Origin of the sequence: Pseudomonas sp. 43(2021), from assembly GCF_017490805.1 — a bacterium.
GTDB lineage: Bacteria > Pseudomonadota > Gammaproteobacteria > Pseudomonadales > Pseudomonadaceae > Aquipseudomonas.
Genome location: NZ_JAFGYJ010000017.1, coordinates 46,451 through 69,714, shown reverse-complemented (window position 1 = coordinate 69,714; position 23,264 = coordinate 46,451). Strand labels below are relative to the sequence as shown.

General features: G+C 59.5%; 45 protein-coding genes. 17 read left to right on the top strand and 28 right to left on the bottom strand.

Features of this window, described 5'->3' with window-relative positions; all coding sequences use genetic code 11:
- Positions 1-121 precede the first annotated feature (121 nt).
- Positions 122-568: a hypothetical protein gene (locus J5M71_RS16180; RefSeq protein ID WP_063915091.1), complete on the top strand. Its 447-nt coding sequence runs from the start codon at positions 122-124 to the stop codon at positions 566-568.
- A 53-nt stretch (positions 569-621) separates the two neighbouring features.
- Here the strand turns inward: J5M71_RS16180 and pbpG are convergent, their stop codons facing one another.
- The 10 genes from pbpG to J5M71_RS16135 form a co-directional block, all read right to left on the bottom strand.
- A complete protein-coding gene (pbpG, locus tag J5M71_RS16175; RefSeq protein WP_063915020.1) occupies positions 622-1,548 on the bottom strand; it encodes a D-alanyl-D-alanine endopeptidase in 927 nt (308 codons plus the stop codon).
- 131 nt (positions 1,549-1,679) lie between these two features.
- A complete protein-coding gene (locus J5M71_RS16170) occupies positions 1,680-2,813 on the bottom strand; it encodes a tyrosine-type recombinase/integrase (protein ID WP_347709867.1) in 1,134 nt (377 codons plus the stop codon).
- A complete protein-coding gene (locus tag J5M71_RS29660; protein ID WP_258229932.1) occupies positions 2,714-3,058 on the bottom strand; it encodes a hypothetical protein in 345 nt (114 codons plus the stop codon). The genes J5M71_RS16170 and J5M71_RS29660 overlap by 100 nt, the downstream gene beginning before the upstream one ends.
- 37 nt (positions 3,059-3,095) lie before the next feature.
- The gene (locus tag J5M71_RS16165) at positions 3,096-3,434 is read right to left on the bottom strand and encodes a hypothetical protein (RefSeq protein ID WP_207833703.1); all 339 of its coding nucleotides are present in this window, start codon (positions 3,432-3,434) and stop codon (positions 3,096-3,098) included.
- Between the two features lie 61 nt (positions 3,435-3,495).
- Positions 3,496-3,669, bottom strand: a complete 174-nt coding sequence (locus tag J5M71_RS16160; protein ID WP_023661633.1) for a hypothetical protein — start codon at positions 3,667-3,669, stop codon at positions 3,496-3,498.
- 55 nt (positions 3,670-3,724) lie between these two features.
- Positions 3,725-4,057 carry a hypothetical protein gene (locus J5M71_RS16155; protein WP_207833701.1) on the bottom strand — a complete coding sequence of 111 codons (333 nt, stop codon included), beginning with the start codon at positions 4,055-4,057 and terminating at the stop codon, positions 3,725-3,727.
- A complete protein-coding gene (locus tag J5M71_RS16150) occupies positions 4,045-4,449 on the bottom strand; it encodes a phage protein NinX family protein (RefSeq protein WP_207833699.1) in 405 nt (134 codons plus the stop codon). The genes J5M71_RS16155 and J5M71_RS16150 overlap by 13 nt, the downstream gene beginning before the upstream one ends.
- On the bottom strand, positions 4,446-4,691 hold the full coding sequence (locus tag J5M71_RS16145) for a hypothetical protein (RefSeq protein ID WP_207833697.1): 246 nt from the start codon (positions 4,689-4,691) through the stop codon (positions 4,446-4,448). The genes J5M71_RS16150 and J5M71_RS16145 overlap by 4 nt, the downstream gene beginning before the upstream one ends.
- Positions 4,688-4,951, bottom strand: a complete 264-nt coding sequence (locus tag J5M71_RS16140) for a hypothetical protein (protein WP_207833695.1) — start codon at positions 4,949-4,951, stop codon at positions 4,688-4,690. The genes J5M71_RS16145 and J5M71_RS16140 overlap by 4 nt, the downstream gene beginning before the upstream one ends.
- Positions 4,948-5,277: a hypothetical protein gene (locus J5M71_RS16135; protein WP_207833693.1), complete on the bottom strand. Its 330-nt coding sequence runs from the start codon at positions 5,275-5,277 to the stop codon at positions 4,948-4,950. The genes J5M71_RS16140 and J5M71_RS16135 overlap by 4 nt, the downstream gene beginning before the upstream one ends.
- Positions 5,278-5,400: 123 nt before the next feature.
- Here J5M71_RS16135 and J5M71_RS16130 point away from each other — a divergent pair, with 123 nt between their 5' ends.
- Both J5M71_RS16130 and J5M71_RS16125 read left to right on the top strand, forming a co-directional pair.
- A complete protein-coding gene (locus tag J5M71_RS16130) occupies positions 5,401-5,628 on the top strand; it encodes a hypothetical protein (protein ID WP_207833691.1) in 228 nt (75 codons plus the stop codon).
- A gap of 163 nt (positions 5,629-5,791) precedes the next feature.
- The gene (locus J5M71_RS16125) at positions 5,792-6,016 is read left to right on the top strand and encodes a hypothetical protein (protein WP_207833689.1); all 225 of its coding nucleotides are present in this window, start codon (positions 5,792-5,794) and stop codon (positions 6,014-6,016) included.
- Here the strand turns inward: J5M71_RS16125 and J5M71_RS16120 are convergent.
- From J5M71_RS16120 to J5M71_RS16110, 3 genes are all read right to left on the bottom strand, one after another.
- Positions 6,004-6,504 (bottom strand): hypothetical protein, encoded by a 501-nt coding sequence (locus tag J5M71_RS16120; protein ID WP_207833687.1) that lies wholly within the window; start codon positions 6,502-6,504, stop codon positions 6,004-6,006. The two genes, J5M71_RS16125 and J5M71_RS16120, sit on opposite strands and share 13 nt — an antisense overlap.
- Positions 6,505-6,519: 15 nt before the next feature.
- Complete coding sequence (locus J5M71_RS16115; protein WP_207833685.1) at positions 6,520-6,870, bottom strand: hypothetical protein; 351 nt, start codon at positions 6,868-6,870, stop codon at positions 6,520-6,522.
- Positions 6,871-6,948: 78 nt separating this feature from the next.
- A complete protein-coding gene (locus tag J5M71_RS16110) occupies positions 6,949-7,332 on the bottom strand; it encodes a hypothetical protein (protein WP_207833683.1) in 384 nt (127 codons plus the stop codon).
- Positions 7,333-7,436: 104 nt separating this feature from the next.
- Between J5M71_RS16110 and J5M71_RS16105 the strand changes: the two genes are divergently transcribed.
- Positions 7,437-7,727, top strand: a complete 291-nt coding sequence (locus J5M71_RS16105) for a hypothetical protein (protein ID WP_207833674.1) — start codon at positions 7,437-7,439, stop codon at positions 7,725-7,727.
- A gap of 69 nt (positions 7,728-7,796) precedes the next feature.
- A complete protein-coding gene (locus tag J5M71_RS16100; RefSeq protein WP_207833672.1) occupies positions 7,797-8,204 on the top strand; it encodes a hypothetical protein in 408 nt (135 codons plus the stop codon).
- Here the strand turns inward: J5M71_RS16100 and J5M71_RS16095 are convergent.
- From J5M71_RS16095 to J5M71_RS16040, 12 genes are all read right to left on the bottom strand, one after another.
- Entirely contained in the window at positions 8,201-8,719 is a 519-nt protein-coding gene (locus J5M71_RS16095) for a hypothetical protein (RefSeq protein ID WP_207833670.1), read from the bottom strand. The two genes, J5M71_RS16100 and J5M71_RS16095, sit on opposite strands and share 4 nt — an antisense overlap.
- Before the next feature lie 41 nt (positions 8,720-8,760).
- Complete coding sequence (locus J5M71_RS16090; protein WP_121757586.1) at positions 8,761-8,955, bottom strand: hypothetical protein; 195 nt, start codon at positions 8,953-8,955, stop codon at positions 8,761-8,763.
- A gap of 3 nt (positions 8,956-8,958) precedes the next feature.
- Positions 8,959-9,624: a 3'-5' exonuclease gene (locus J5M71_RS16085; protein WP_207833661.1), complete on the bottom strand. Its 666-nt coding sequence runs from the start codon at positions 9,622-9,624 to the stop codon at positions 8,959-8,961.
- Between the two features lie 63 nt (positions 9,625-9,687).
- A complete protein-coding gene (locus J5M71_RS16080) occupies positions 9,688-10,341 on the bottom strand; it encodes a hypothetical protein (RefSeq protein ID WP_207833659.1) in 654 nt (217 codons plus the stop codon).
- An 11-nt stretch (positions 10,342-10,352) separates the two neighbouring features.
- Positions 10,353-10,985 (bottom strand): AAA family ATPase, encoded by a 633-nt coding sequence (locus J5M71_RS16075; RefSeq protein WP_207833657.1) that lies wholly within the window; start codon positions 10,983-10,985, stop codon positions 10,353-10,355.
- Positions 10,986-10,993: 8 nt separating this feature from the next.
- Positions 10,994-11,140, bottom strand: coding sequence for a hypothetical protein (locus J5M71_RS16070; protein WP_207833905.1), 147 nt, complete (start codon positions 11,138-11,140; stop codon positions 10,994-10,996).
- 120 nt (positions 11,141-11,260) lie between these two features.
- Positions 11,261-11,455, bottom strand: a complete 195-nt coding sequence (locus J5M71_RS16065) for a hypothetical protein (protein ID WP_015269564.1) — start codon at positions 11,453-11,455, stop codon at positions 11,261-11,263.
- Positions 11,452-11,682, bottom strand: coding sequence for a hypothetical protein (locus J5M71_RS16060; RefSeq protein ID WP_207833655.1), 231 nt, complete (start codon positions 11,680-11,682; stop codon positions 11,452-11,454). The genes J5M71_RS16065 and J5M71_RS16060 overlap by 4 nt, the downstream gene beginning before the upstream one ends.
- Positions 11,679-11,933 (bottom strand): hypothetical protein, encoded by a 255-nt coding sequence (locus J5M71_RS16055; protein WP_207833647.1) that lies wholly within the window; start codon positions 11,931-11,933, stop codon positions 11,679-11,681. Before J5M71_RS16055 ends, J5M71_RS16060 begins: the two co-directional genes overlap by 4 nt.
- A gap of 20 nt (positions 11,934-11,953) precedes the next feature.
- Complete coding sequence (locus tag J5M71_RS16050; protein ID WP_207833645.1) at positions 11,954-12,166, bottom strand: DUF551 domain-containing protein; 213 nt, start codon at positions 12,164-12,166, stop codon at positions 11,954-11,956.
- Positions 12,163-12,441, bottom strand: coding sequence for a hypothetical protein (locus tag J5M71_RS16045; RefSeq protein ID WP_196183924.1), 279 nt, complete (start codon positions 12,439-12,441; stop codon positions 12,163-12,165). Before J5M71_RS16045 ends, J5M71_RS16050 begins: the two co-directional genes overlap by 4 nt.
- Positions 12,442-12,873: 432 nt before the next feature.
- Positions 12,874-13,074 (bottom strand): hypothetical protein, encoded by a 201-nt coding sequence (locus tag J5M71_RS16040; RefSeq protein WP_207833643.1) that lies wholly within the window; start codon positions 13,072-13,074, stop codon positions 12,874-12,876.
- A gap of 506 nt (positions 13,075-13,580) precedes the next feature.
- Between J5M71_RS16040 and J5M71_RS16035 the strand changes: the two genes are divergently transcribed.
- Positions 13,581-13,922 carry a DUF1654 domain-containing protein gene (locus tag J5M71_RS16035; protein ID WP_207833641.1) on the top strand — a complete coding sequence of 114 codons (342 nt, stop codon included), beginning with the start codon at positions 13,581-13,583 and terminating at the stop codon, positions 13,920-13,922.
- Between the two features lie 119 nt (positions 13,923-14,041).
- Positions 14,042-14,539, top strand: a complete 498-nt coding sequence (locus tag J5M71_RS16030) for a hypothetical protein (RefSeq protein WP_207833639.1) — start codon at positions 14,042-14,044, stop codon at positions 14,537-14,539.
- Positions 14,540-14,924: 385 nt separating this feature from the next.
- On the opposite strand, the gene J5M71_RS16020 is transcribed toward J5M71_RS16030, so the two are convergent.
- The 3 genes from J5M71_RS16020 to J5M71_RS16015 form a co-directional block, all read right to left on the bottom strand.
- The gene (locus J5M71_RS16020; RefSeq protein WP_207833637.1) at positions 14,925-15,251 is read right to left on the bottom strand and encodes a type II toxin-antitoxin system HicB family antitoxin; all 327 of its coding nucleotides are present in this window, start codon (positions 15,249-15,251) and stop codon (positions 14,925-14,927) included.
- Positions 15,252-15,480: 229 nt separating this feature from the next.
- Positions 15,481-15,720: a hypothetical protein gene (locus J5M71_RS29320; protein WP_243434220.1), complete on the bottom strand. Its 240-nt coding sequence runs from the start codon at positions 15,718-15,720 to the stop codon at positions 15,481-15,483.
- A gap of 2 nt (positions 15,721-15,722) precedes the next feature.
- Positions 15,723-16,565, bottom strand: coding sequence for a S24 family peptidase (locus tag J5M71_RS16015; RefSeq protein WP_207833627.1), 843 nt, complete (start codon positions 16,563-16,565; stop codon positions 15,723-15,725).
- A 96-nt stretch (positions 16,566-16,661) separates the two neighbouring features.
- On the opposite strand from J5M71_RS16015, the gene J5M71_RS16010 reads away from it, so the two are divergent.
- From J5M71_RS16010 to J5M71_RS15965, 10 genes are all read left to right on the top strand, one after another.
- A complete protein-coding gene (locus tag J5M71_RS16010; protein WP_207833625.1) occupies positions 16,662-16,910 on the top strand; it encodes a Cro/CI family transcriptional regulator in 249 nt (82 codons plus the stop codon).
- 30 nt (positions 16,911-16,940) lie between these two features.
- On the top strand, positions 16,941-17,135 hold the full coding sequence (locus J5M71_RS16005) for a hypothetical protein (RefSeq protein ID WP_085598710.1): 195 nt from the start codon (positions 16,941-16,943) through the stop codon (positions 17,133-17,135).
- A gap of 371 nt (positions 17,136-17,506) precedes the next feature.
- A complete protein-coding gene (locus tag J5M71_RS16000; RefSeq protein ID WP_207833608.1) occupies positions 17,507-18,361 on the top strand; it encodes a Rha family transcriptional regulator in 855 nt (284 codons plus the stop codon).
- Positions 18,358-18,654 (top strand): hypothetical protein, encoded by a 297-nt coding sequence (locus tag J5M71_RS15995; protein ID WP_207833606.1) that lies wholly within the window; start codon positions 18,358-18,360, stop codon positions 18,652-18,654. The genes J5M71_RS16000 and J5M71_RS15995 overlap by 4 nt, the downstream gene beginning before the upstream one ends.
- Positions 18,651-19,556: a helix-turn-helix domain-containing protein gene (locus J5M71_RS15990; RefSeq protein WP_207833604.1), complete on the top strand. Its 906-nt coding sequence runs from the start codon at positions 18,651-18,653 to the stop codon at positions 19,554-19,556. The genes J5M71_RS15995 and J5M71_RS15990 overlap by 4 nt, the downstream gene beginning before the upstream one ends.
- A gap of 175 nt (positions 19,557-19,731) precedes the next feature.
- The gene (locus J5M71_RS15985) at positions 19,732-20,349 is read left to right on the top strand and encodes a hypothetical protein (protein WP_243434219.1); all 618 of its coding nucleotides are present in this window, start codon (positions 19,732-19,734) and stop codon (positions 20,347-20,349) included.
- On the top strand, positions 20,346-20,567 hold the full coding sequence (locus J5M71_RS15980; protein ID WP_207833587.1) for a hypothetical protein: 222 nt from the start codon (positions 20,346-20,348) through the stop codon (positions 20,565-20,567). Before J5M71_RS15985 ends, J5M71_RS15980 begins: the two co-directional genes overlap by 4 nt.
- The gene (locus J5M71_RS15975; RefSeq protein WP_207833585.1) at positions 20,560-20,958 is read left to right on the top strand and encodes a recombination protein NinB; all 399 of its coding nucleotides are present in this window, start codon (positions 20,560-20,562) and stop codon (positions 20,956-20,958) included. Before J5M71_RS15980 ends, J5M71_RS15975 begins: the two co-directional genes overlap by 8 nt.
- The gene (locus J5M71_RS15970) at positions 20,958-21,554 is read left to right on the top strand and encodes a recombination protein NinG (protein WP_207833576.1); all 597 of its coding nucleotides are present in this window, start codon (positions 20,958-20,960) and stop codon (positions 21,552-21,554) included. The genes J5M71_RS15975 and J5M71_RS15970 overlap by 1 nt, the downstream gene beginning before the upstream one ends.
- 139 nt (positions 21,555-21,693) lie before the next feature.
- On the top strand, positions 21,694-22,239 hold the full coding sequence (locus J5M71_RS15965) for a hypothetical protein (RefSeq protein ID WP_207833566.1): 546 nt from the start codon (positions 21,694-21,696) through the stop codon (positions 22,237-22,239).
- The last annotated feature ends 1,025 nt before the right edge of the window (positions 22,240-23,264 follow it).

Here is a 23,264-nt window from a genome sequence, read left to right as displayed (position 1 = left end):
CGCAAGTACATGAGTTGGAACGAGCCAGACGAGGGGGAATTTAAGCGGGCTAAAGAACTGCGTGAGGCGGCCGATAGGGGGGGGTTACGGCAAGGACCGATCTTTCTGGCAGGGAATCGACATGAGCGGAATTACGGCAAGCAACCTGATGATCAATGGCGTCTCAGCGCAGACGCTGAGCGCGAACGCAGCTACTGAACGCGAACAGGCAAAACAGGCCGGTGAGGCACTGGGCCCGTTGAGTATCAGCAGTGACAGCATGAAGGTCTCAGCGGGTAGCCAGGCGCAATCCACCGACAGTGAAGACAGTGGCGACTCGCAGGCGGTGACCGAGCTGCGTCAACTGATCAAGGATCTGCAGAAGCAACTGGCCGAGGAGCAGAAGCAGTTGGCTGCGTTGCAGAACAGCAAGATGGACGAGGCTGCCAAGGCGGCTGCAGTGGGGGCCAAGCAGGCGAGCATTGCCACCATCAACGGGCAGATCATGGCGGCCACGGCGCAGTTGCTGGAGCTGTTGCAGCAAGAGGGCGGCAGCAGTGCGGGCGGGATGGTCAGCGCCACGGCTTGAAACCTTGGGGCTGCGATAGGGCCCGTTCAGGGCCCTATCATTTCTGGCTCAGCTCACTCGGCCGCCAGGCGCCCCTTGTTCTGCCGCTCCGCCTTGTACTGCATGGCCACCGCCGGTGCCGGCTTGGCGGCACCGGTTTCCAGCCACTGGCGCATGCGGCTGGCATCGGCGAAGTGGGTGTACTTGCCAAAGGCATCGAGAATGACCATGGCCACCGGGCGGTTGTCCATGCGGGTCAGCAGCACCAGGCAGTGCCCGGCTTCATTGGTGAAGCCGGTCTTGGTCAGCTTGATGTCCCAGTTGCTCTTGTTCACCAGGTGGTCGGTGTTGCGGAAGCCCAGGGTGTAGTTGGGCTTGCGGAAGGCCACGGTCTTCTCGCGGGTGGTCGACAGTTCACTCAGCATCGGGTACTTGCGCGAGGCCATAAGCAGCTTGGCCAGGTCGCGGGCGCTGGATACGTTCTGCGTCGACAGGCCGGTCGGCTCGACGTAGCGGGTATGCGCCATGCCCAGGCTGCGGGCCTTGGCATTCATTGCCTTGATGAACGCCGGGTAGCCGCCGGGGTAATGGTTGGCCAAGGTGTTGGCCGCACGGTTTTCCGAAGACATCAGGGTAATCAGCAATGTTTCGCGGCGGTCGAGCTGGCTGCCCAGGCGCACACGCGAATACACGCCTTTCATTTCCGGGTTGTTGGCAATGGTCATGGTGAGCATCTCATCCATGGGCTGCTTGGCATCCAGCACTACCATCGCCGTCATCAGTTTGGTCACCGAGGCAATCGGCACCACGCGGTCGGCGTGGCTCGAATACAGCTCCTGGTTAGTGTTCAGGTCGATCAGCAGGGCGCTGCCAGAGGCAAGGTGCAGCTTGGACGGGTCGCGTTGAACCTGGGCCGGGGGTTGTGCAGCAGCGGTCGACGGAAGGGTCGCAGTACCTGTGAGCAACAGCAGCAGGCTGAGGATGGACAGGGATGTTTTCACGTTGAGGCTCACTAAAAGTTGGTATGTCGTTGGCTGTGCAAGGGTTTTCCCCCTAAAAACCGCTGCATTCTGGAGTATGGCTGAACGCCTGTCGAATGCCTTATATCTAAAGGGCGCAACGTGAACGAAATTTAATCCTGTACCAATTCTGTACCAATTACGTTCGTTTCCAGTTTCGCCAATTCGGCCCAGTCGTTAGCCGAATTCAGCCACTTCGCGTAGGTGGAAAGGAGCACCTGAACCGAGTGCCCAAGCTGCCCTGCAATGAAAGCCGGGTTCATCCCTGACATGAGGCACATCGTGGCATAAGTGTGCCGGCAGTTGTACTGAGGGCGATGCTTGAAGCCCTTCGCTTCGACTGCCTGGTTGAAGTGCTTGCCGGCGGTCTCGGGTACAGTGATGTGTGGCGACGAGCCTGCTGGCTGGAAGATGAACGGCGACTCGGTCGACACCCGGCGTTTTTGTTTGGAACGGTAGTGAGCGATGTCCTTGGCCCTGGCTAGCGCGCCAAGGGCCCGGCTGTTCAGCATCACGGTGCGGGTGTATTTGGTTTTGGTCCGCTCGACCACCTGTTTCTCGACCACGATCCGGCAGATGTGAGCCGTCTTTTTCTCGAAATCGATCTCGTCCCAGCGTAGCGCCATGATCTCGCCGGTACGCATCCCGGTGTAAAAGGCGAACTCGTAGAATGCTGCGAACACCTGGTTGCACCGGGAAAAGTTTTCGTACATCCATTCGATCAGGGCCTCCGCTTCTTCCACCGTGAAGGGGTCGACCTGCTTCCTGTTCTTCTGCGGCAACTGAATCGATGCCGCCGGGTTCCTGTCCACTACCTCGTCAAACACAGCCGCGCGGAACATCGCCTTGACCCGGGCGATAGCGGCGCGCTTGACTGTCGAACTCTTCCACTCGGTCTTCGCGACCACCTCTCTCAGCACCATCGGAGTGACCGCTTTGATAGGCAGTGTTGCCAGATGGGGCATCCAGTAGTTGTTCATCAAGCCTTTGTAGTTGACCCGCGTGTCGTGCACCACCTCCAGGCTGTTTAGCCAGCTCTGAGCGTATTCGCCAAACATCAGTTCGCTGGCTGGCGCCGTGTAACTCGAGTCCGGGAATAGCTCGGCGTATCGTTTTTCGTCCAATACGCCGTGCTTGGCCAGGCTGGTTACTTGAGCGCGTAGATCGGCTGCCGCTTTGATCCCCTTGGCGGTCTGGGGGTACGCGAGAGTTTCGGACCGACGCTCACCGTTCCAAGTAAAACGGATCCGGATTGATTCGCCGATGAATTCGACTCCAGTGGGTAGCCCCAGCTTCCTTCCAGCCACGCTTCGTATCTCCTGATGCTGTAAAAAATTCGGCCGTCGATCTTCTTCCAGACCCCCTCGGGTATCACGCCGCGGCTTCGTTTGCCTTCCAGGGCCCGCTTGGTCGTACCGACCAGCTCAGCCATTCTCTCCTCCGGGACCTTGTCGGACACATAGGCCACCGGCTGACGTTCTTCGTCTTGCATGATGGTCTCCACGCCGCCGGTGGCGGCAGGTTGGTGGTCAGGGCTTGGTGATCGGCGTCCAGCCGCCTGGCCGGTGCGTCTCGTGGTAGGTATCAACGCAGCGGTGCTTGCCGTGGCTAATGCGGCAGACCTTGCACATGCGCGATTCGCCGAAGTCGCCGTACTTCACTGGTGAGAACGCTGACCACCGATGGCCGAAGGGTTTGCAGATCAGCCAGCGGCCGGCCAGCACGATCGCGTTCCAGATGCGCGGATATTCGCTGTGGAGTGCCAAGTGGACGTGATTCAGGCGCATGCCCATCCGCCATTTCAGCGGACGATGCTTGTCGCCTTTGCGAAGCGGCTCGGTGATGAGCTTTCCGATTTGTTTGAGCACAGGTCATCCTCGCCCGCGCATGTCGGCGGGCTTGAGTAGTAGGGGGAGGGGTGAGTTTTATTCAGCCGCAGCGGACGCGCGGCGAATGGAAGGTTTGCGGGCGAGCAGGACGGACGGCTTCGAAGTACAGCTTCCACATGTCGTCCCAGGCCTCTTTCATCGTCGAGCCCTGGCCGGTGCACCCCATTCGCCGGCACCACCAGGAGCCGTTCCAGTAGGTCATGCGCGCTTTCATGGTCGCGGTCCTTTGTAGATCAGGTAGGCCATGTACATCAGGGGCAGGATCACGGTCACAGCAGCATCTCCTTCGGCACGCTGATGGTTTCGCCGCGGGCGTCGTGCACGACGGCACGGGCTGCAGCTTCTGCCCGGGTGTCGCCCGGCTGACGATCCAGCGGGTGCCCGGACACGCAGGCCAACCATGGCCAGCTGTAGCCGCGATCGATCCACATGCCGTGCTTCTGGATCAGATATTCGCCCGCCCCTTCGTCGATGGCCTGGCCGCCCAGTGGCAGCTGCAGCTGGCCGGCCGCCGCCGGGATCGGACCGTCTACCAGCTCGACGGCCCATAGCAGCGCCTTGCCGGCTAGGTCGCAGGTTTGCACCTTGATCAGGCTGGGCATGTGATCAGCTCCTTTGGTACCCGCACGACTGGGCCGAGCTTTGCGTGAACCAAGGCGCGGCAGAATGCGATAAGGGGCGTAGGTCCGGAAAGCCATGTCGAGTTGAGCGGGCCTGCGCTGCAGCCGCATGGACCGCCTGACAAATACCGGTCATGGCTCAAGCCTGCCTGATGCTTTTCGATCAGCGGCCCACCGTGCTCCCAGTTTGATGAGGGCCTGAATCCATAGCCCATCTCGACGCCGCGGATGCTGACGCTGGTAGGGTCTTCTTCGTTGAGCCAAACATTTGTCAGGCGCTCTGGATCTGACTTGAATCCTTCGGCTATGGCCACAGCCCAGTCCAGCGGGGCGCCGACCAGGTTGGATACTCTCACTTCGATCAGATCGGTCATGGTTGCACCTTGCGAATCGAAGGGAACGGGTATGACTCGGGTTTGTTGCCGTGGAAGCATGCGATCCACTCGCCATAATCCGTGGTCCACTGCCGGCCGCACTCGGTCTGCACGTAGCGTTTGGCGACTTTGCTGATTTTCTGGGTGCCCATGCTTTTGAAGTTTCGATCCAGGCACTCGACCTCATCGCCAACCGCCAGGGCCGGGAGTCTCGCGCTGACTTTGTATGTAAGCTCGGTCACAGCTGATACCTCTCATCAATCCAGCGCCCAGGCGCCAGAGCGGGTGTAGGTTCGGGTTGGGTTTCGTGCGGGGAGAGCTGGCGCTCGTTGCCGGCCTGCAGCTGGCTGTCGGGGATACAGCTGATGCCTACGCCATTCAGCAGGTAGCAGGTGACGCCGCGCTGGCTGTCGTGCTGGACGTTGATGACGTTCTCTTGGGGCTGAGGTGCTGCGCTGGCGCCGGTGGCCAGTAGCAGCAGGCAGAGGGCGAGGCGGGTCATGCCGCCACCTTGTGGCGGACCCACACGCAAACAGGGCCGTCTTCGGTGTCGTGGATCGAGAAGGTGAACCAGCCATCACCGACCGGCTTGCTTGGCTGCCAGGGCGTGCAGTCATAGTCGCCGCCGGCGTCGAGCCATTCCGCATTCAGTTCTTCCGGGCTGTCGTTTTCCATCTCGATCACGCAGTACTCCAGGCCTTGGTCACCGAACCAGCTGAGCGGCAGCGCGCATTCGTCGCCGTCATCTGGCCAAGCCGGGTGGGTCCAGAAGCCGTATTCATCGCGCTCCACCTGTAGCGGCTGGATCAGTTGCTTTTCTTCAGGCATGACATACTCCTGCCGATTTATCGGCATTATTTGAAAGTGATGGGATTTAACTGGGGAACCGGCAGTCCACCGTATGAGCCGTTGAAGCTGATAGCTCTGTCATCCATCCGTGAGGTGAGCTATATGCCCAACGCAAAGGAAAGCCATTACCAGGCTTATCTGCTTCTCAGAGAGCTCGATGCTCAAATTGCAGCCACGATGAACCAGATCGCCTATGGGCGAATGAATGGGATCGAATGGGAAAAGACCTGCAAAGCCCACCGAATCGCCTTCGATGAGTGGATCAAATTCGCCGATATACGGGCCGCTGAAGGAAAAGATTCAGCTTCAGAAAGCCCTAACGACGACTGACTGGCCGATGGCTATCGACACTTCTCCTCGCCGCGATATCGCGGCAGGTGAATAGAGGGGAGAGGGGTTACAGCGGGGTGGAGTACAAATGTGCTCTTTCGTGTTTTGCGTTTCCGACTGTTCAGGCAGGGACTAGACTTAGCGTCCCAACCGGAGAGCAGACATGACCACAGAACGGGTTATGCATTTGGAGCAAGCGCTGGCGGCCGTGTTTGCTGCGGCAGAGCAACAGGGGCTTGATCCAATTCAGCTTCGCCGTCAGGCCATAGGTGGCCTTATAGGCAATGCGTCGTGGCGCTGGGTTGCCCCCGAGCATGTGCCTGGGGCAATCGCTGAGATCGAGGGAGCGTTGTTTCTGGTGGATCCGGAGCCTGTTCAGGCCAGCTGAAGGCTGTCGGGTGTTGCGCTCAAGGCTGCGCGGGCAATGGAGCCGTCTTCAACGAACCAAGCCTCGGAGTCATGCCACAGCACGTTCGCTGGCTCGCCGCTCACGCTGTCCCAGTCGCTGCCAATGTCCTCCGCGAAGTGGTCCCGGTCCGCGTAGAACTTCAGGGCCTCTCGCAGCCGCTCGACCTCAGCGGAATCGGTCATCGGCCCCAGCCCAACAATCGGCAGCCCAGTCTCCGCCGCATCCCTCTCTGCCTCTTCTTTGGTCCACCAGAAGGCAGTACCAACCATCCAGGCTATAGGCTCGGGGTGGGGATGTTGTGCTGGTGCTGCCAGAATGGCGCGAAGCTGGTCCTGCGCCTGCTGCTGATCGAGCTTCTGGTCCGTCTGGCTTTTGTATCCGTGGCGGGTGAAGCCAACTGCGAACTCGATGGTGTCGCGCGGCACGCTGACCATCTCGGTATTGCTGGATCGGTTTTCTGTGGGCATGGGGAACTCCGGAAGTCAGTCGAAAAGGTGCTCGCGGCGCCCAGTCTCGTGGTAGTGCAAGTCCTGAATGGCCTGCTGCTGGTCGATTGTGAACATCGGGTTGCAGGTGGTGCAGTGGCCAGCAATCTTGATTGCCTGGAACGACAGCGTGATGGATGAGTGGTCCCGGTAGCAGGACGGGCACTTTATCGAGTCGCTGCCGCAGCACAAGCGAGCTTCGTCCTCGTCGTCATGGATGGTCTTGCATGCTGGGCATTCAAACATCTCCTCCACTTCTGGCTGGCAGCACTCCCGGGCTCCATCTTCATCGTCGTGGATTTCGCCACAGGAGCCGCACTTGTAGAGCGTCCTGATCTGAATCTTCATGGTGCCTCCAGGCAGGCGCCGCCCTCGCCGGGGAGGCGTTATCGTTGAATAGGGGAAGGCGCTGGCGGGCAGCGCGAGTCAGGCCCGGCGAACCTTGAAGCCGAACATGCACTCGATGTCGCGGTATTCGCACCGCTCGTAGGCCTTGTACTTGGCCTGCGACGGCGTGCTGGCGAACACATCGACGATTGTTCTATTGGTGATGTCCCACCAGTCCCAGCCAGCGACGAGCACCTGGTAGCGCTTCAGCGGCAGCTTCTCGGCCATCTCGCCGTACTGCATTTCCCAGGTGGGGTGGTAGTTGCGGATGCGCTTCTTCGGGTCTTCGTCGAGGATCACGCCGATGTAGTTGCCGCGGTCGGCCATGATCACGCCTTGCTCGCCGTTGGCGATCACCCGGCGCCCGATCTCGGCGGGCACATCGTAGTGGCTGCGAACGTAGTCGCAGTTGTAGTTGCTCATGGCTTTCTCCATGCATGCGCCGCCCTCCGTGCTGGTGGCGGCATGGTGGCAAATTAGTAATTAATGGGGTAATTAGAGCTCTCCATCTTTTGAGGAAGAGAGACATGGCTGAATTGCTAGAGGATGTGGTCGGCGTAAATCAGGCCGGCCTGGTCTGTCATCCGTACAAGCTCACCCGCGGTAAAAAGGCTGGCCAATACAGCTACACACTTGAGACGGACAACAACCTCAACTACATCGGTATCGATGAAGCCGGCCTCCGCTCTTTGATTGAATCTGGTGCATTCAATGAAAAGGGCCGGATACGCATGCTGCCGGCTGGCTGTCCGGCGGGTGCAGTCGGCAACGCTTTGTCAGTCCGCCGCTACCAGGGAAAGCCGATGCCGATTCGCTGAAATTTGGCATGGTGGCAATTTGGTTTGGGATGGGGTATTACGGGTTACCGAAACCGAATGGAGCCAGCAATGTCTTTGACTAAACAGGAAGTTTCTCGAGGGGCCGTAGCGTACCTGGACGGCGATGCATTGCTGAAGGACCCATTGATTGCGAATGGAGATCATGGGCATATAGGTATGCGTCCTTTCGTATGTCTCAGCACCAATGGGGATGATGCCGTCTGGATGCTTTTGACCACTCAGTCCAGTGACAAGCGTTTACTGCTTGATCAGTGGAAGGTTCCAGGTTCAGAAAAGTGGATGTCTGAAGCCCAGTATTTGCATGATGCCAGGAAGTCATTTTCGGGCCCTGTAGACAGCTTCGTTGCTTCATCGAAGAAGGAAATTCCTCACTACCCTCATCAGCGCCCGCGCATCAGCGAAGAAGGGATGCTTGCCATAGAGCGTGAAATGGCGAAGTACCCTCGAAAGCGCTAGTAAAAGCTAGGGCTAATAACCTCGTCGCCCGGGTCTTGCTGAATCATCAGCATGCTCTTCCGGTCGAAGGCCAGGGCCAGCCGCGGCGATATGCTGATCTCATGCCGCGGCGGGGTGAGAAATCTCGCCGCGTGCAGCTGCCCCAAGGCGTGGATGCCATGGATCAGCGCCTCGATCATCTGGCTGTAGGTAGCGTCAGCCCAACCGCAGATCGCCCGCAGGTGCTGGCCGGTTCGCGTCCTGGCTGAAAGCCTCAGCGGCTCGGTCCGCGCCACATTCCGGTGAGCCTCGATTTCGTGGCGCGCGATCCTGAACAGCGCGTGATGCCCGAGCGCTTCGATGTGATGAATCATCAGCGTCATCGCCTCGCCCTGCTCCTCGATCCCGGCCCACTCCATCAGTTCCAGCAGGGCCTGCTTAGTCCCTGGTCGAACCTTCAAGCGCAGGTCTTCTTCCTGCAGGCGCTCGGCCTTCTCGCGTCGGCGCCGGTCGCGCTCTGCCTGGTCCATCGCCATACGGCACCTCCTTCAATCCGCTGGGCGGTAGGTTGAACTGCTCACGCCGCCTTGTTCTTTGCAGCGCGCTTCGGATTTTTCTGTTCAATCTCAAGGTCCATGTCGTTCCAGCCGGCCAAGAACCAGGAGCCGTGGAACGTGTGAGAGGCGAATGGGTTGGCCAGCTTGCCGCCACCGTTGCGGCGACATTCCCGGCCAAGGTAGTAGACGCTGGGGTGCTCGCCGCAATCGCTCATGGCTTACTTCTCCAGGGCTTTCCGCAGGTACGGGTCGATGTCGGCCTGGCCAAGCAGCCAGCGCTTGTAGTCGCGAGGGATGTCTTCGATCTTCGAGCCGGCATGCTTGCCGAAGCGGATGATCTTCGGGATGCGAGCGTCTTCGGAGATTTCCCAGAGCTCTTCCCAGCTGGCCACCGGTCGCCCCAGCTGCGCCTTCAGGGTGCTGAATATGGCGGCCAGGAGGCGACGGCAGTTCTTCACATCATCAAGCGCGGCGTGGGCGTTTCTCAGCAGCTCGGGAGCTTCCGACCGGTAGTGGAGATAGATCATCGCCGACTGGGTGTGCGAGTCAGCGTCCGGCCAAAGCATCGAGCTCAGGGCCTTGGTGCAGATGCGCTTGATATCCGGCTTGCCGATCACCCCCCAGTCGTAATCGACGTTGTGACCGATCAGGTAGGTGGCGTCTTCTGGCAGCTTGAAGGAATCATGCGGCGGGCAGTCGACCAGCTCTTCGTCCAGGATGTGGCTGGTTGCCAGGGCGCCAAGTTCGATGGGCTTGGATGGCTTGTAGCGCTGCAAGAACTCGCCGGTTACGGCCAGGCCGGCACCGAGCTGCAGCCAGGCAGCCTCAACTAACTCGGGGTTGTTCAGGCCGGTGGTTTCAGAGTCGAAAATGTAGGCGGTCATATGAGGTCCATCATGGAAGAGGAAGGGGGGGCAGCAGCATGCTGGACTGCTGCTCATGAGCAATCAGAATGGGATTTCGTCTGAGAAGTCAGGCGGTGCGCCGTAGTCATAGTTGTCTTGCTGGGCATAGCCGCTGGCTACCTGGGCGGATTTCGGTCGACGGTCATGCACTGGCTTCTTCATCAACTGCTGGACCATCTTTTCCAGCTTCGCTGGGGCAGTGCAACGCGGGTCTAGGATTTCGGATGCCGTCTTTTCTGATTCGGCGCTGAATGGCGCGTAAATGATCGGGCGCGGCATGCCGGTCTGGCTGCTCTTCTCGATCTCCATCTGGATGAGCAGGCCGATTGGCTTCTTCAGGAGCTCGGGGAAGCCAGGGGCGGTGACCTGCTCACGCTGCTTGGTGTCGTTGTTCCACTTCTCGAACTGGATTTGCTGTGGTGCGCCGACGGTGCGCAACTGCAGGCAGGCCATGATGGCGTTCATCATTGCGTAGCCGCCCTCATTCCTGGTGCCGTGCTGGTATGTCAGGTTGAGGTAGAAGGTGGCCTCGGCCCCGTCGCGGCTCTTGAAGGTGAAGCCGATACCGGTGGAGCCTGTGTCCTGCTTTTCCATGTATTCGGCGCGCAGGAACTCGCCAATGAACTTGCCCGCCTCGTCGATGAAGGCTGACTTGTTGTCCGCGGAGCGCGCGGCATTTGCGTCCAGGTTGAACATTCAGAAGGCTCCTATGCGGCCTGGTTGGTATTGGTGAGGTCGTAGTAGTCGCAGATCGCGGCATCGACCAGGGCGAGGTCGTTGTCGATCATTGCCTCGTTGAACATGCCCATCGGGGCCTTGGTGGTGTCCGACCCGTTGTTTCGGGTGCTGAACAGGTGCTGGCCGTCGCTGACAACCGATCGAAGGACAATGGTGACCATGCCCTCCAAGGTGATCTTCTCGTCCAGCATCTTTCCTATGGTCTTCATCTTGATCTGTCCGGCGTCCGTCTCCTCGGTGTGGCTAAGGATGTAGACGCGAACGTCATCGGGCAGACCGAGCAGTGCCTCAAAGATGTTCCAGGTGTGCCGGCCGATCTCGGTGAATTTGTCGAACCCTTTCTCCTCGCTCCGGCGCATGAACTCGTTGGCCAGGATGTACTGGAAGTCGTCGATCACGATCACCTTGCGCTTGGTCTGGCGGCAGGCACCGATGACCTTGACCCAGTTGTCGGTGACGTAGGACTTCCACGCTTTAGAGCCGGGGAAGGGAAGCGGCTTTTTGATGACCTGGACCAAAGCCACATCATCAGGCTTGAAGTTGCGCAACGACGCGCTCTTGCCGGCCCCGGACTTGCCGAGGATCAGGGTTACGGTTGCCATGCGGCACCTCAGCTTGGTTGGTTGTCCCACTGCCGCTCAATGCGAGCGGCCTCTTCTTCGTACTCTTTGCGCTCTTCGCCCTGGTACCGCTCAGGCGAGAACTCTCCGACCGTCTTCCAGTCGAGCTGGGCGGCCAGGCGTGGTGTTGTGTTCATGGTTGCCTCAGGAGGTGATGCGGCCTGCGTAAGCGCTGGCGAGCATCCAGGCGGTGCACAGGGAGAGGGTGATGAAGCTGCCGCGCCACATGGCGAAGCGGCGTGCGCGCTGGTAGCCGGTCATGGCCGCACGCGGACGGCGATGCGCCGCCCCTTCATTGTCACGCCGAGACTTCGCTTGAGACTGGCCACTGGCGTTTCCCGCGGCAGGCCGACGGCCTCGTTGAATGGGATGCCGAAGCTGATCACAGCCAGCGTGCGCTCAATCTGCTCCAGTTGCTCATCGATCAAGGACTTCACAGGTGCTGTGCTCATGCCACCCTCCCGTTGGTTTCCATCCATTGCTCGTGCTCGCGCTCGATGATGCGGTTCAGGCGCTCGGTGTAGCTGCGCTGCTCGGCCAGGTCGATGGCTCCAGTGAGGCCGGCCAGGTCTATGGCCATGACCAGCTCGCCGCGCAGGATCTCGCTGAAGTTCGTGCAGATCGCTGTGAAGCGGGAGTCGATGATGTCGACCACCGCCTGACGGGTACCCTTGTTCATGCTGTCCTCCGGGCGGCACCTGAGCCGCACATGGCTTCCATCTTGTCGAGTGCCGAGGCGATCACCCGGCGGGTTTCAACCTGCTGGCGTTCATCACGCTCGCGGATCATCGTGTTCCAGGCCTCGTTGTTCGCCCGGGCCTGCTCCGAAGTCATATGGTCAACCCACGACGGGTCACCAAAGAGCTGGTACTGGCGGTCGACCTCGCGGGCCTGGGCGCTGTCTGCGTAAAGCTCATGCTCGCGAGCCATGGTCGCCTCCAGGTGGTGGGTTACTCGGTGGGTGGGGAAGGGAGGGGCTGCCAGTGGGTGGCCGTATTCGTCCAAAACTCGAAGTGCCCCTGACGATTTTGGCCGCGGCCCTTGTGCCAAACATCTGTTTCCGAGATGAGCTGTCCTGCGTGATTGAGCGCAGCAACGATCACTGCGACACCGTCGTACTGATCACCGGGCAGAGCATCGCTGCACTTGATCCATTCGCTCATGCTGCCTCCGGCCAATTGCTGTTGATGCTCTGTCTCGCGTAGATCGACAGGCGACTGAAGCTATCCACGCCGCCGCACCCGGGCATGGTTCCTTCCAGCTCGACGCAGGCCTTGATGTCACAGCGCCGCGAGCACACCCAGCCGCCGTAGTGGCAGCGGTGCACTTCTCCTTTTGGGTCGGGGTGATAGGCCAGGCCACCTTTCCAAGAAGGCGACCCGCGCAACTTGAGGCCGCAGCCCCGGCACACAGCCTGGGTATCGGTGCAATTGTGCATGTGGTGATCCTCGGCAACCGCATTGGCCAGGAGCCAGGCGCGGGTGACCAACCCACCGTGAAAGGTGGCCTGGCGCCTGCCGATGCGGTCGTATGTGAAGGGAAGGGGATGCAGATGCCGAGCGCTACCCCAGCAGCTGGCTTGGCGTGGACCCATCCAGCGGCGCAATTCGTTTACCCTCACAGCGAGTGAAGGGACGTCCACAGGTGCTTCGGTAACCGCGCCCTGAGCTGGGCGCTTCTCTGCATCGGGGTGTGATCTGGCCGGTGCTGATCTCCGGCGTGCGTGAGAAATGTCAGGTTCTACCGAGCCGGTCAGCTTTAGCCCGCCGGCGCCGCGCTTATGAGCCTGCATCGCTGCGCATCAGCCTGCGCATTCAGATCACACTCCGATGCAGCCTGCGAATGGGAGCAGGGCATCGGGCAGTTAACGTCAGGCGGACTTGGCGCTAACAGCCTTGGCCGTGGCGCTTGCTTGCTGCTCTACCAGTTTGCCGATCAGCACTTTTCGGTCCTCAAGCGAAAGGCTCCATGCTGCGTAGTAGATGCCTTCATCGATAGTGCCGTCGTACTCCATGGTGGAGTTCGGATCCCAGAGCTTGTACTTGATGCGGTTGGTTGGCCGCTTCGCCATCGTCTTGCCCTCCAGGGCGGTTGATTTCCCGTCTGGCCCTGTCGCCAAGGCCAGCCAGTGAAATCTGTGTTTCCTCGCTGCTCGCGCTGTGCCAAGCACCGACGCCCGTTCTGAGGGCATCCCGGCAGGGAGCGTTTGCAGCGCAACCCTCCATCCGCTTTCCGTGGCCCGGCCTGTGTTCCTGCCGTGCTGACGTTCCGCCTGATTTCGAGCTGGCCAGTTCCAGAGCTGGCATGGGGATCGAATTTATTGCTCGCGCTGTGCCGTTGCCGGGATCGATCCGCGAGGTTCCCATCGATGTGAAAGAGCGGCGGCCTGTGAGGGTCTCTGCAGTCCCTCGTGAGGGACTGCTTGAGGTGAACGATAAGCCAATGCCTAATTATTGTAAATAGGTAATGCCTAACTTTTTTCTTGCATGCCTAATCTGCTATCCGGGCTTGCATCATTCGATGGCTCGGGTAAGCTCTGCCTAATGCTGGATGGATGTACAGTTGACGGAGGAAGGAATGGCCAAGCAGAAGAAGTCGGCGCCACAGGCGCGCCAGGAGATGACCGGGCTGGAACGCCTTGGGCTGCGGGTTTCGTCGATGATCAATCACCCAATCGCGCAAGCTCAGCGCTGGGTGACGATCCATCGCCTGGACACGGATGGAGACATGGAGTGGGAGGAGGTGATGGGGCTGCTGGCCGAGACGCCGGAGTTGGATCTGATGTTCAACGATGACGAGAGCGTGACGGTGAGATGGGAGGCGCAGAGCTCCGAAGATCGGGACGACCTGGTTGTGGAGCGAGATTGGGAGGAGGAGAGGGTGGAGGAGGAGAGGGTGGAGGAGGAGGCGCCTTTCTAGGGATGCAACCCTGCGGGCGAAAAGCTTTTTCGAATAATGTCAAAATGATATTGCTACGGGTACAATCGCCGCCGGCCGATATCCGGCCATGCCAATGACGGCAACATGGAGCAGTATCAATGACGTTTCGGAAAGTGACTGGGGTGGTTGCGGTTGTCGCGCTCGTTGGTATTCAAGGGTGTGCAAGTATTGTTGGCGAGTCTCGCTACCCAGTAGCTGTATCAAGTGCTCCACAAGGAGCAAGCTTCGAGATCACCGATAAAAACGGTACCGTGGTCCACTCAGGCAACACCCCAAGCACCGTCACATTGAAGTCTGGTAAAGGGTATTTTTCCGGCCAGACTTACAAGCTGCACTTCAAAAAGGACGGATATCCAGACAAGACTATTGAGCTCGATTCCAGCCTGAGTGGTTGGTATTGGGGCAATATCTTGCTTGGCGGTTTGATCGGCATGCTGATCGTTGACCCCCTTACTGGCGCGATGTACAAGCTTCCAGAATTCGCATCTGCTGACATGGGCAAGCCCCTGGCTGACATCAGCGCCGAGACCCTCAAAGTGGGCGTGATTGACGACCTAACGCCAGCTCAGAGAGCGCGCCTAGTTCCTGTCAACTGACCACCGAGCTGCGCACCGGCCAAAGAAAAGCCCGCACTGCTATGCGGGCTAACGTAGGGAATCGGATGAGCCTTCACTGTGCAGGACAGGGCGTGAAAAAAGCGTGAAGGCATGAAAAAGCCCGCCGAGGCGGGCTTAACTAATCAACAAGCTTGTAGAATTCTTTCTTGCTCACGCCCGCCTGGAGACTCATGTACTTAATGAGGTCCCCGTGGAATGGGGCCTTGGGCTTGTCGACAGTGACCTTTCGAAAAGGGTTTCCGTCCTTCACCCACTGCTCATGGCTTCCTTCCTGATTTCGGAAGCGGAAGCCTAGCTTCTTCAGGACGCCGATGACTTCTCTATAGGTAAGAGGACGATGGCGCCCAAAGCCCATTCACAATCCTTAGCAAACGTACTGAAGCGTTGGCTCGTTGAAGAATCGAACCTTCTTCTTGGCGCTTCGGCGCTGAGCCAGAGACCAGAAGAAAGCCTTAATGCTATAACCCAACCGCATGGATAGTGGGGCGCGTCGACCAAGCAGCTCGGCTGCGTGCTCCTTGTCGACAGTGAGAGCCTCCACCACGTAGGACTTGATCTGTCCTTCGAGTTTCTCCTTGGCCTCTTCAAAGGTTTCACCTTGAGCGGCCAGGGTAAATTGCGGGCAGGCAGCAATCCAATAACCATCCTTCTTCTCTGCGTAGCAACGGAGAACGAACGGGTTGTTAGACATGATGCAAAACCTCCGACAATACTGGTGCACAGGTTATCCACAGACAACACTGGATGGCGATTATGGATACGTCGCCGCATAAGTCAACTGAAATCCGCACCACGAAACCGAAGCTAACGATTTTGTGGTGCGTACAGTGACTATAGGTTAGGCAGCCGAAGGCGCCACTGGTTCGAACGAGCGGTAACTATCTGGGTAATGAAGGAAATCAATGGTGCCCAAAAGCCCTCTAGGGCAATGGTTTCCGCATAATACTGCCAGATCCAACCTCATCCCCATACCCCGCCAGACGATCCTCCCCAGCTTGCATCACCTGGCAGATCCTGATCACTGCCTGGGCGTCAGCCTCGCTTCCGGCCTGGCTCAGGCGAGCCGCAATCCGCATTAACTCGATGGCTGACCACTTTAGGTCGCTGGCCAAGCCGTGGAGGTCGCGGCGGAGTTCTTGGTTGGGCTTGGTTAGGGGCATGGCTACACCAGATGCGCATTCCAGACTAGCAGCACCCTGGCCTGGATGTAGGTCATGTCCCGCCGGATCAGACGATCCTTGTGCCTCGGGTTGTCCGAAATCATCTCGTAGTGCTCCTCATCAGCCACCTGCAGGCGCTTGATGTAGAGCAGGTCATCCCAGACGAATAGGTATATCCCGTCGCCTACGAACTCGCGGACGTTAATGTTCACGATCAGCGGGTCACGGTGCTTGATGGTGGGCTCCATCGACTGGCCCCAGCCGGTGACCACCTTCAGGTGGAAGTGCTCTTCGAACTCGACGCCCAGCTCACGTAGATGGCTCGGGCTGACGCGGATGTCCTTGAGCATTTCCGGGTAGTCATGCGTGGCCTGGCCGTTGCCCATGGCCGCGCGCACATCGTAGTGAGCAATCCGAACCTCATCCCCGACGAGCCCCGGGCGGGAGAAGTCGACGGTGATTACATTGCCCTGGTCCGAAGCTTCGGCAACTGCCATTAGCTGCGCCCGAGCACTTTCCGGCAGGTTCTTCCCCTGCTTGGCGAGCATGTTGCGAACCATGTCCGCAGCTGAGGTGGGCGCCGGCTCCTCAACCGACACTGAGGCGCCGTCCGGCAGGCTCTCGTAGGTAAATCCTGGACGCAGCCCCCAATGCTCAGGGCCTACAACGTCAGCGAAGTAGGCGATGACGTCCATCAGCTTCGACTTGTCGATCCGGCCGTTTTTCACCCAGCCCTGTACCGACGGAGGCTTCACCTGGAAGTCGTCTGCGAGTTGTTTCTTCGATACGCCCTTGGCGATCCGCGCTGCCTCAATGGCTGCGCCTAATTCCGGTCCGGTAAGCATTGCCTAATTAGGCCTATCGCGGCGCTGGTTAGGCAATGGCTTGTGCAAAATAAGGTAATGCCTTATATTCATCGGTAAATCTCCAGGAGATAACTCATGAAATCAGCAGAAGCAGCCAAAGAAGCATCCCGCTTGCTGGGCAGCCAGGCGGAAATGGCGCGCCGGCTGAATGTTGCGGCGCCGACCGTCAACCAATGGTGTTCCGGGGAGCGCGCAGTCCCAGCCAAGCGCGCGCTGCAGATTGAGGTGCTTACGAATGGCGCCGTGAATCGTGCCGACCTGTGTCCGTCGTTCCCGTGGAACCAGATCGACAGCAATCCGAGCCCCGCGCTTTCCGCCGCTTAACCACTTTCCCAAGCAAGGAGCCACCACTCAATGAGCTACGACGATAGCCGCCATCTGAAAGACCGGGAGATTAAGTCCCGTTACGACGAGGACACCTATGAGGCTGTGAGGGCGGTTGCAAAGCTTCACCGCCTTCAACCAGCGGTGTTCGTGCGCATGTGTGTAGAGGAGAAGCTCGCTCTGCTAATTGCTCAGGATGATAACGAGACTGCGCACACGGCCTGAAGGCCCGCAAGGGGGACTCATGGCCGAAACGTTGATTTGTCACGGCCTCGAGGAGCGCTTCTACCGAAAGCTTGAAGAGATGGCGATGAAAGCCGGGATGACCCCCGAGCAATACGCCGTCCAGTTAGTACGGGAAAGCCTCCTCGAGAAAACGAGGCCTAAAGGCGCCGGGAAGCTCCGGCATCTGCCTCGGCCTTAAAAGGCCCTGAAAAGGGAAGGCCTGGCTACAGGCAGCGCAACCGGAATGGCTTCATTTTTCCGCGCATGCGCGGATCGGTGCCCATGGGTTTCGCACTATCAAAGTACGAACCCCGGGCACAAAAAAACCGCCTGGCGGGGCGGTTTCTTCTAATACTGCTTCGAGGACGATTATGCATACCTCCTTCCCTCATGTACAGGCCCTGTCCAGGGCCGCGCCACCAAACGCGAACCACGATATCGTGGCGCGCACGGAAATTGTGACGGTGTTCGATGGTGAAGCTGTCACCAGCACCGTCACCGTCGCCCGCGAAACTGGCAACGAGCACGCCAGCGTGATCGCGCTGGTTCGCAAGTATCAGGCCGATTTCGGAGAGTTCGGAGGGGTCAGATTTCAAATCGAACCCTTTGAAACCGCTGGCGGCGCCCAGTCCCGCGAGATCGCGCTGCTTAACGAGCAGCAAGCGACCCTCTTGCTCACCTATATGCGCAACACCTCGATCGTCCGCGACTTCAAGAAGCGCCTGGTCAAGGAGTTCTGGCGCTTGGCGAAAGCCGCCCCGGCCCAGCCCGCCGACCTGAGCAAGCTGGAGATCCTTCAGATGGCCCTGGAGTCGGAGAAAGCTCGCGTCCTGCTCACTGTTCAGGTCGAGGCCCAGGCCAAGAAGATCGACCGCCTGGAGAACCTGTTCAAGGAAGGCATGAGCCATGTTCAGTTCTGCAAGGGCCTCAATGGGGTCAATGTTATGCAGGTGGGCCACTTCCTCGAGCGCCGCAACTGGCTCTACAACGAGAGCAAGTCCGGTACCCGGTACCGCGTCGCCGCCTACGCCCGCGACAAGTACATGACCGAGCATCAGCAGGAAATCACCCCGCACGGCAAAGAGGCGTTCATCAGCTACACGCCGATCCTTCTGCGCAAGGGCGCCGTGCGCCTGTACGAGCTGTACCTGGCCGGCGAGCTGCCCATGAAGAAGAACTGGGACGGCCTGCACACCCACGACAAGGCCGTGCGGGGGGCAGCATGAAGACGTACCCGCTGGATATCGAATCGGTAGGTGAGGACACCTATATCGTCATGAGTCGTGGCCACCACGACCTGGGCCTTTTCATGGCCGAGGCGGTGAAAGAGCGGCCGCGCTGGTGCCTGGGCGGCCCTGAGCACGTCTGGGTCAAAACAGTTCCTGGCCGGGGTAGCTACGCCAGCATCTACCACTTCGTGCCGCAGGGTACTCGAGGTTCGTGGCCGGCGACCTACTGCTACGAGTACGGCGACGGCTACGAGCACTACAACGGCATAGTCGAGGAGCGTGCCCAGTGAGCATGGAGCTGATGGTCAAGGCCATGAAGACCAAGGTTGGCAATCCGCTGCGCAAGCTGGTGCTCATCAAGCTGGCCGATAACGCGAGCGACCAGGGAGAGTGCTGGCCTTCGTATCAGCACATCGCCGATCAATGCGAGATCAGCAAGCGCTCGGTCATGAACCACATCAACACCCTGTGCGGTGCCGGCCTGTTGCGCAAAGAGATCCGCAAGGGTGGCCCTAAGGGTAACTCCTCGAACGTCTACTACCTGACCTTGAGTGGTGCAGCAGATTCACCAGGGGTAGTGCAGGAGATTCACCAGGGTAGTGCAGCAGGTTCACCCCCTAGTGCAGCAGATTCACTAGGGGGTAGTGCAGGAGCTGCACCCAGAACCAGTCACTCTTTTGAATCAGTAAAGGAACCAGTCACTGAACCAGTTGCGACCCAGGCTGAAGCCGTGGTCGCGGAGGGTATCGTGGTTCCGTTTACGGCTCAGCAACCGCGCTGCGAGATTCCGGAAGATATGCCAGGGCCCAAGGACCAGTCCTGCAAAACGTTCAAGGCCTGGGCGAACTACGCCATGGCCTACCGCAAGCGCTACCACGCATGGCCGGTATGGAACGCCAAGGCAGGCGGGCAGGTTGGGCAACTGATCAGCCGGCTCGGCATCGACGTTGCCCACCATGTGGCTGCGTACTTCCTAACAATCAACGACGCACGCTTGATCAACGGCTGCCACAACCTGGGCGACCTGCTGGCTAAGGCTGAGGCCTACCACACCCAGTGGGTAACCAACCGCCAGATGAACGCCACCACTGCTCGCCAGCAGGAGCAGACCCAGGCGAACATGAACGCGGCACAGGAAGCGGCTGACGCGATCCGCAACGGCCAGCGGGGTAAGCGCAATGCTTTCCTCTGACCAGCAAGCCGAATTGGCCGTGGCCATCTGCGCCACCGCCGAGGCAATGGGGCAGGCAATCAGCTCTGGAGGCGCTCAGCTCATCGCTGAGGACCTTTCGGCCTATGAGCCTGGCGTGATTATTGTTGCACTGCGAGCGTGCCGTAGAGAGCCAGTTGGGCGCCTTTCGCTCGGCATGATGCTCAAGCACATTCACGCGGCCGACACCCGACCCGGCAAGGATGAGGCGTGGTCGATTGCCCTGGCGGCCAGTGACGAGCATGAAACGGTCGTGCTCACCACTGAAATCCGCCAAGCAATGATCGCCTCCGAGCCGATTCTTGAGGCTGGCGACAAGGTCGGCGCCCGGATGGCCTTCATCAGCGCCTACGAGCGCCTGGTCAGCTTTGCCCGAGCCGAGGACCAGCCCGCCAAGTGGGAGGTGTCGCTGGGTTACGACGCCGGCCGCCGGGTAGTGGCGATCGAATCCGCAGTCCGCGCCCAGCTCATCAGCCACGAGACGGGGACCAAGTACCTGGCCGACCTGCGTATTGCACCAATCACCCAGGACGGCCAGGCCATTGCCGGCCTGCTCACCGGGGAGGTGCGCCCTCAGGCCAGCGCCAAGACTCGGGAAAAGCTCGCCGAGGTGCGCTGCATCCTCAAGGCCGCCAAGGCCAAGAAAGACCGCGAGCGCGCCAAGGAAGACCAACGGCGCCGCATCGAAACCTATCTGCGCAAGCGGCAGACACGCGTCGCCATAGCTCAGTTGAACATCAAGCGTGCCGGGCAGCCGGCCGGGGAGGGCGTATGACCGTCGACAAGAAAAAACTTCAGCCCTTGCTGTGGTCCGTTGTGGCGTCCTGGCGGTCGGGTAGTGATGCCTTTGAGCGACACACCGATGCGCTGGACAAGTTCCTTGGTGAGACGACTGTGGAGGAAGTCGCGCTGGGCCTGCTCGATGAGATCAGCGAGCTCACCGCCCGTGTACGCGCTGCGGAGAAGCAGCTGCAGGAGGTGGTCAGTGTCTGAGTTCGCTCTCCGTAGCGCCCAGGACCTCAACCGCCTCTATGGCGCCCTGCACGCCATCGACCTGACCAAGCCCAAGGTAGTGGTCATCAAGGACGAGAAGCGCCCGGACGTCTGCAACCGAAAGATGTGGGCCATGCTCCGTGACGTCTCCCAGCAGGTGGAGTGGTACGGCCGCAAGCTCACAGACGAGGACTGGAAGCACATTTTCAGCGCCGCGGTGCAGAAGCAGGACGCGGTACCTGGCATCAACGGCGGCTTCGTCGTCCTGGGCGTCTCGACCCGCAAGCAGTCGCAAAAGTGGTTCAGCGACCTGTTCGAGGTGATGTATGCCTTCGGCGCCGAACATGGCGTGCGCTGGACTGAGCCGGATCGGTGGGGAGGGCAGTACTGATGCTTGCCAAGGAGATCAAACCGAAGAAGTGCAAGGCGCCAGGTTGCGGCAAGCCCTTCAAACCGACCATGACCACGCAGAAGGTGTGCAGCATCGCCTGCGCCAAGGCCATGGCCAAGGACCCGAAGCTGCAGAAGGTCGCGGCCAAGGCCATCACCAAGCAGGCGCGGGAAGACCTCAAGGAGCGCCGGGAGAAGCTGAAGTCAAAAGGCGATCACCTGCGGGAGGCTCAGCAGGCGTTCAACGCGTACATCCGCGAGCGGGACCGCCTGGCGGGGTATCGCTGCATCTCCAGCGGACGCCCCCTAGACTGGAACGGCAACGCCGTAGATGCGGGGCACTATCGCAGCACCGGTGCTGCGCCACACCTCCGCTTCGACGAGAACAACTGCCACGCCCAGTCGAAGCACGACAACCGGTACCTGTCCGGCAACGTAGCGGACTACCGCATCGGGCTCATCAAGCGCATCGGTCTGGAAGCTGTAGAGGCCCTCGAAAGGGACCAATCAGTCCGGCGCTACACCATCGAGGACCTGCAGGGCATCAAGGCCCTGTACCGGCAGAAGCTCAGAGACCTGAGGAGGGCAGCGGCATGATCCCAGCGTGGGGGTTTTTGATTATGGCCGTGTTCATGGTGGTGGCCGGTGTGGCGTTGTCCTGGGCAGCCGCAGTGCGCCGCAAGCGGCACTACGAAGAATTCATCTTGAGAAAGGCTAAGCGGGCAGGGGGTGGGCAATGAGCTATCAGAGCGTGGTATCGGCAGTGGTCCGCGCCCTTGCGGCGGAGACGATCAACAGCGCGGGTGGGTGCGACTTCGAGCCGAAGGTCCAGGCGGCCAAGCAGAAGGGCGCCATCGTGGGCAAGGAAGCTGCCTTCCTGTTCGATTGCATGGTGTTTAGCCGGCTGCACAAGAATCTGAGCGTGTCGCACTGGCGCCACCTAGTGGCAAAGTACTCGACGCACGTCGACCGCAAGCATGCCGCTATCGAGGAGCTGACGCGCACCCATCGCTCACCGGCGCCGGAGCGGTTCCGCCACTGCGCCATCCTGACCTGGGCAATGCCCAAGCTGCCAGGGATCGACGGAAAGCGCAGCACCAGCGTGTTGCCAGCGGCCTGGTACGAGATGGACAACTGGAGCGACGACCCGCACCCAATCAAGACTCAGGAGCGCTGGCGGCGGGATATTCGGCGCACCCTAGAGCGAGAGGTAGACGCTGCGCTGGTGGAGGTGCAGCACATTCTCGACCATGAAGGCCTTTTGGTGGCAAATGTCGCTTGACTGCGACTGAGCCAATGAGCCAATATGCGTCCATCCTGTCATTCCTGCGCGTGTTGAGGAGTGACGCACCAGAACCCGGCCATTGCGCCGGGTTTTTTACTGCCAGAAGAGGGCCTCAAGAGGCCCAGCACTGCGCCGGTCTTATTAATTGCCCCGGTGGTCTGTTATTTTACCCTGTGCCAGACTTAGGGCGCATACTCGCTTTAGCTCAGATTTTCTGAGTTATTGAGAGGTACTTATGTCTAGTGACATTACCAAACCAAATGGATCTCCGGGACTTGAATCGGAAGTTGAAGCAGGTACAGAAAAGCGTGAGGGGTTGGACAAATCTAGCCCAGAGGATAGGGACGATTATATAGATCCCGACGCTACGCCTGAACAAGAGCCTGAGTCCCCTGAACGTCAAAAAGCTTCAAATACGGAAAAGTTCAGTAGTCAGCAGACTGGTTGGACTTATCCTGGGCGCCGTTGGTAGAGGCACCCAACCAAGTACGGCTCTTTCGCCACATACGCTCCTCGAAGCTGGTTGCCCTCTAGGCTACACCCCAGATGATGACAAGCCAGGCCTTGATAAAGGTCCGGAGAGTGACCGGAGGCAGATGCGTACACATGATGGATCACTCGCTGAGTAATTCATTTATTTGAGCTCGGATAACCGGGCTCATCAGAGGTTTATATGACAGATAAAACATCGCACCAGGGTGAAAGAAGTTCTGGCGAAAATACATCTCCCCAAGGCCCAAGGGCGGAGGGAAGTAAGGGTGCCAACACCGAGCGGGCTTCAAAGGCAGAGCTATATAGTCGGCACGACAAGGTTGCTGAGAAAGATGTCAAAAATGATCCGCGAAAGTCGTGAAGTAGAACATTTGAGCTGATTGAAGCGCCCAATAAATTGGGAAAGCGCTAATAAATCACTAGCTAGCCGCCTTCGGGCGGTTTTTTGTTCAGGTGAATTGTCTTCCCATCAGATCAACGGATGTACGCTTACCATTCTACGCCTCGGAACTTCCGGGGTTTTTCGTTAT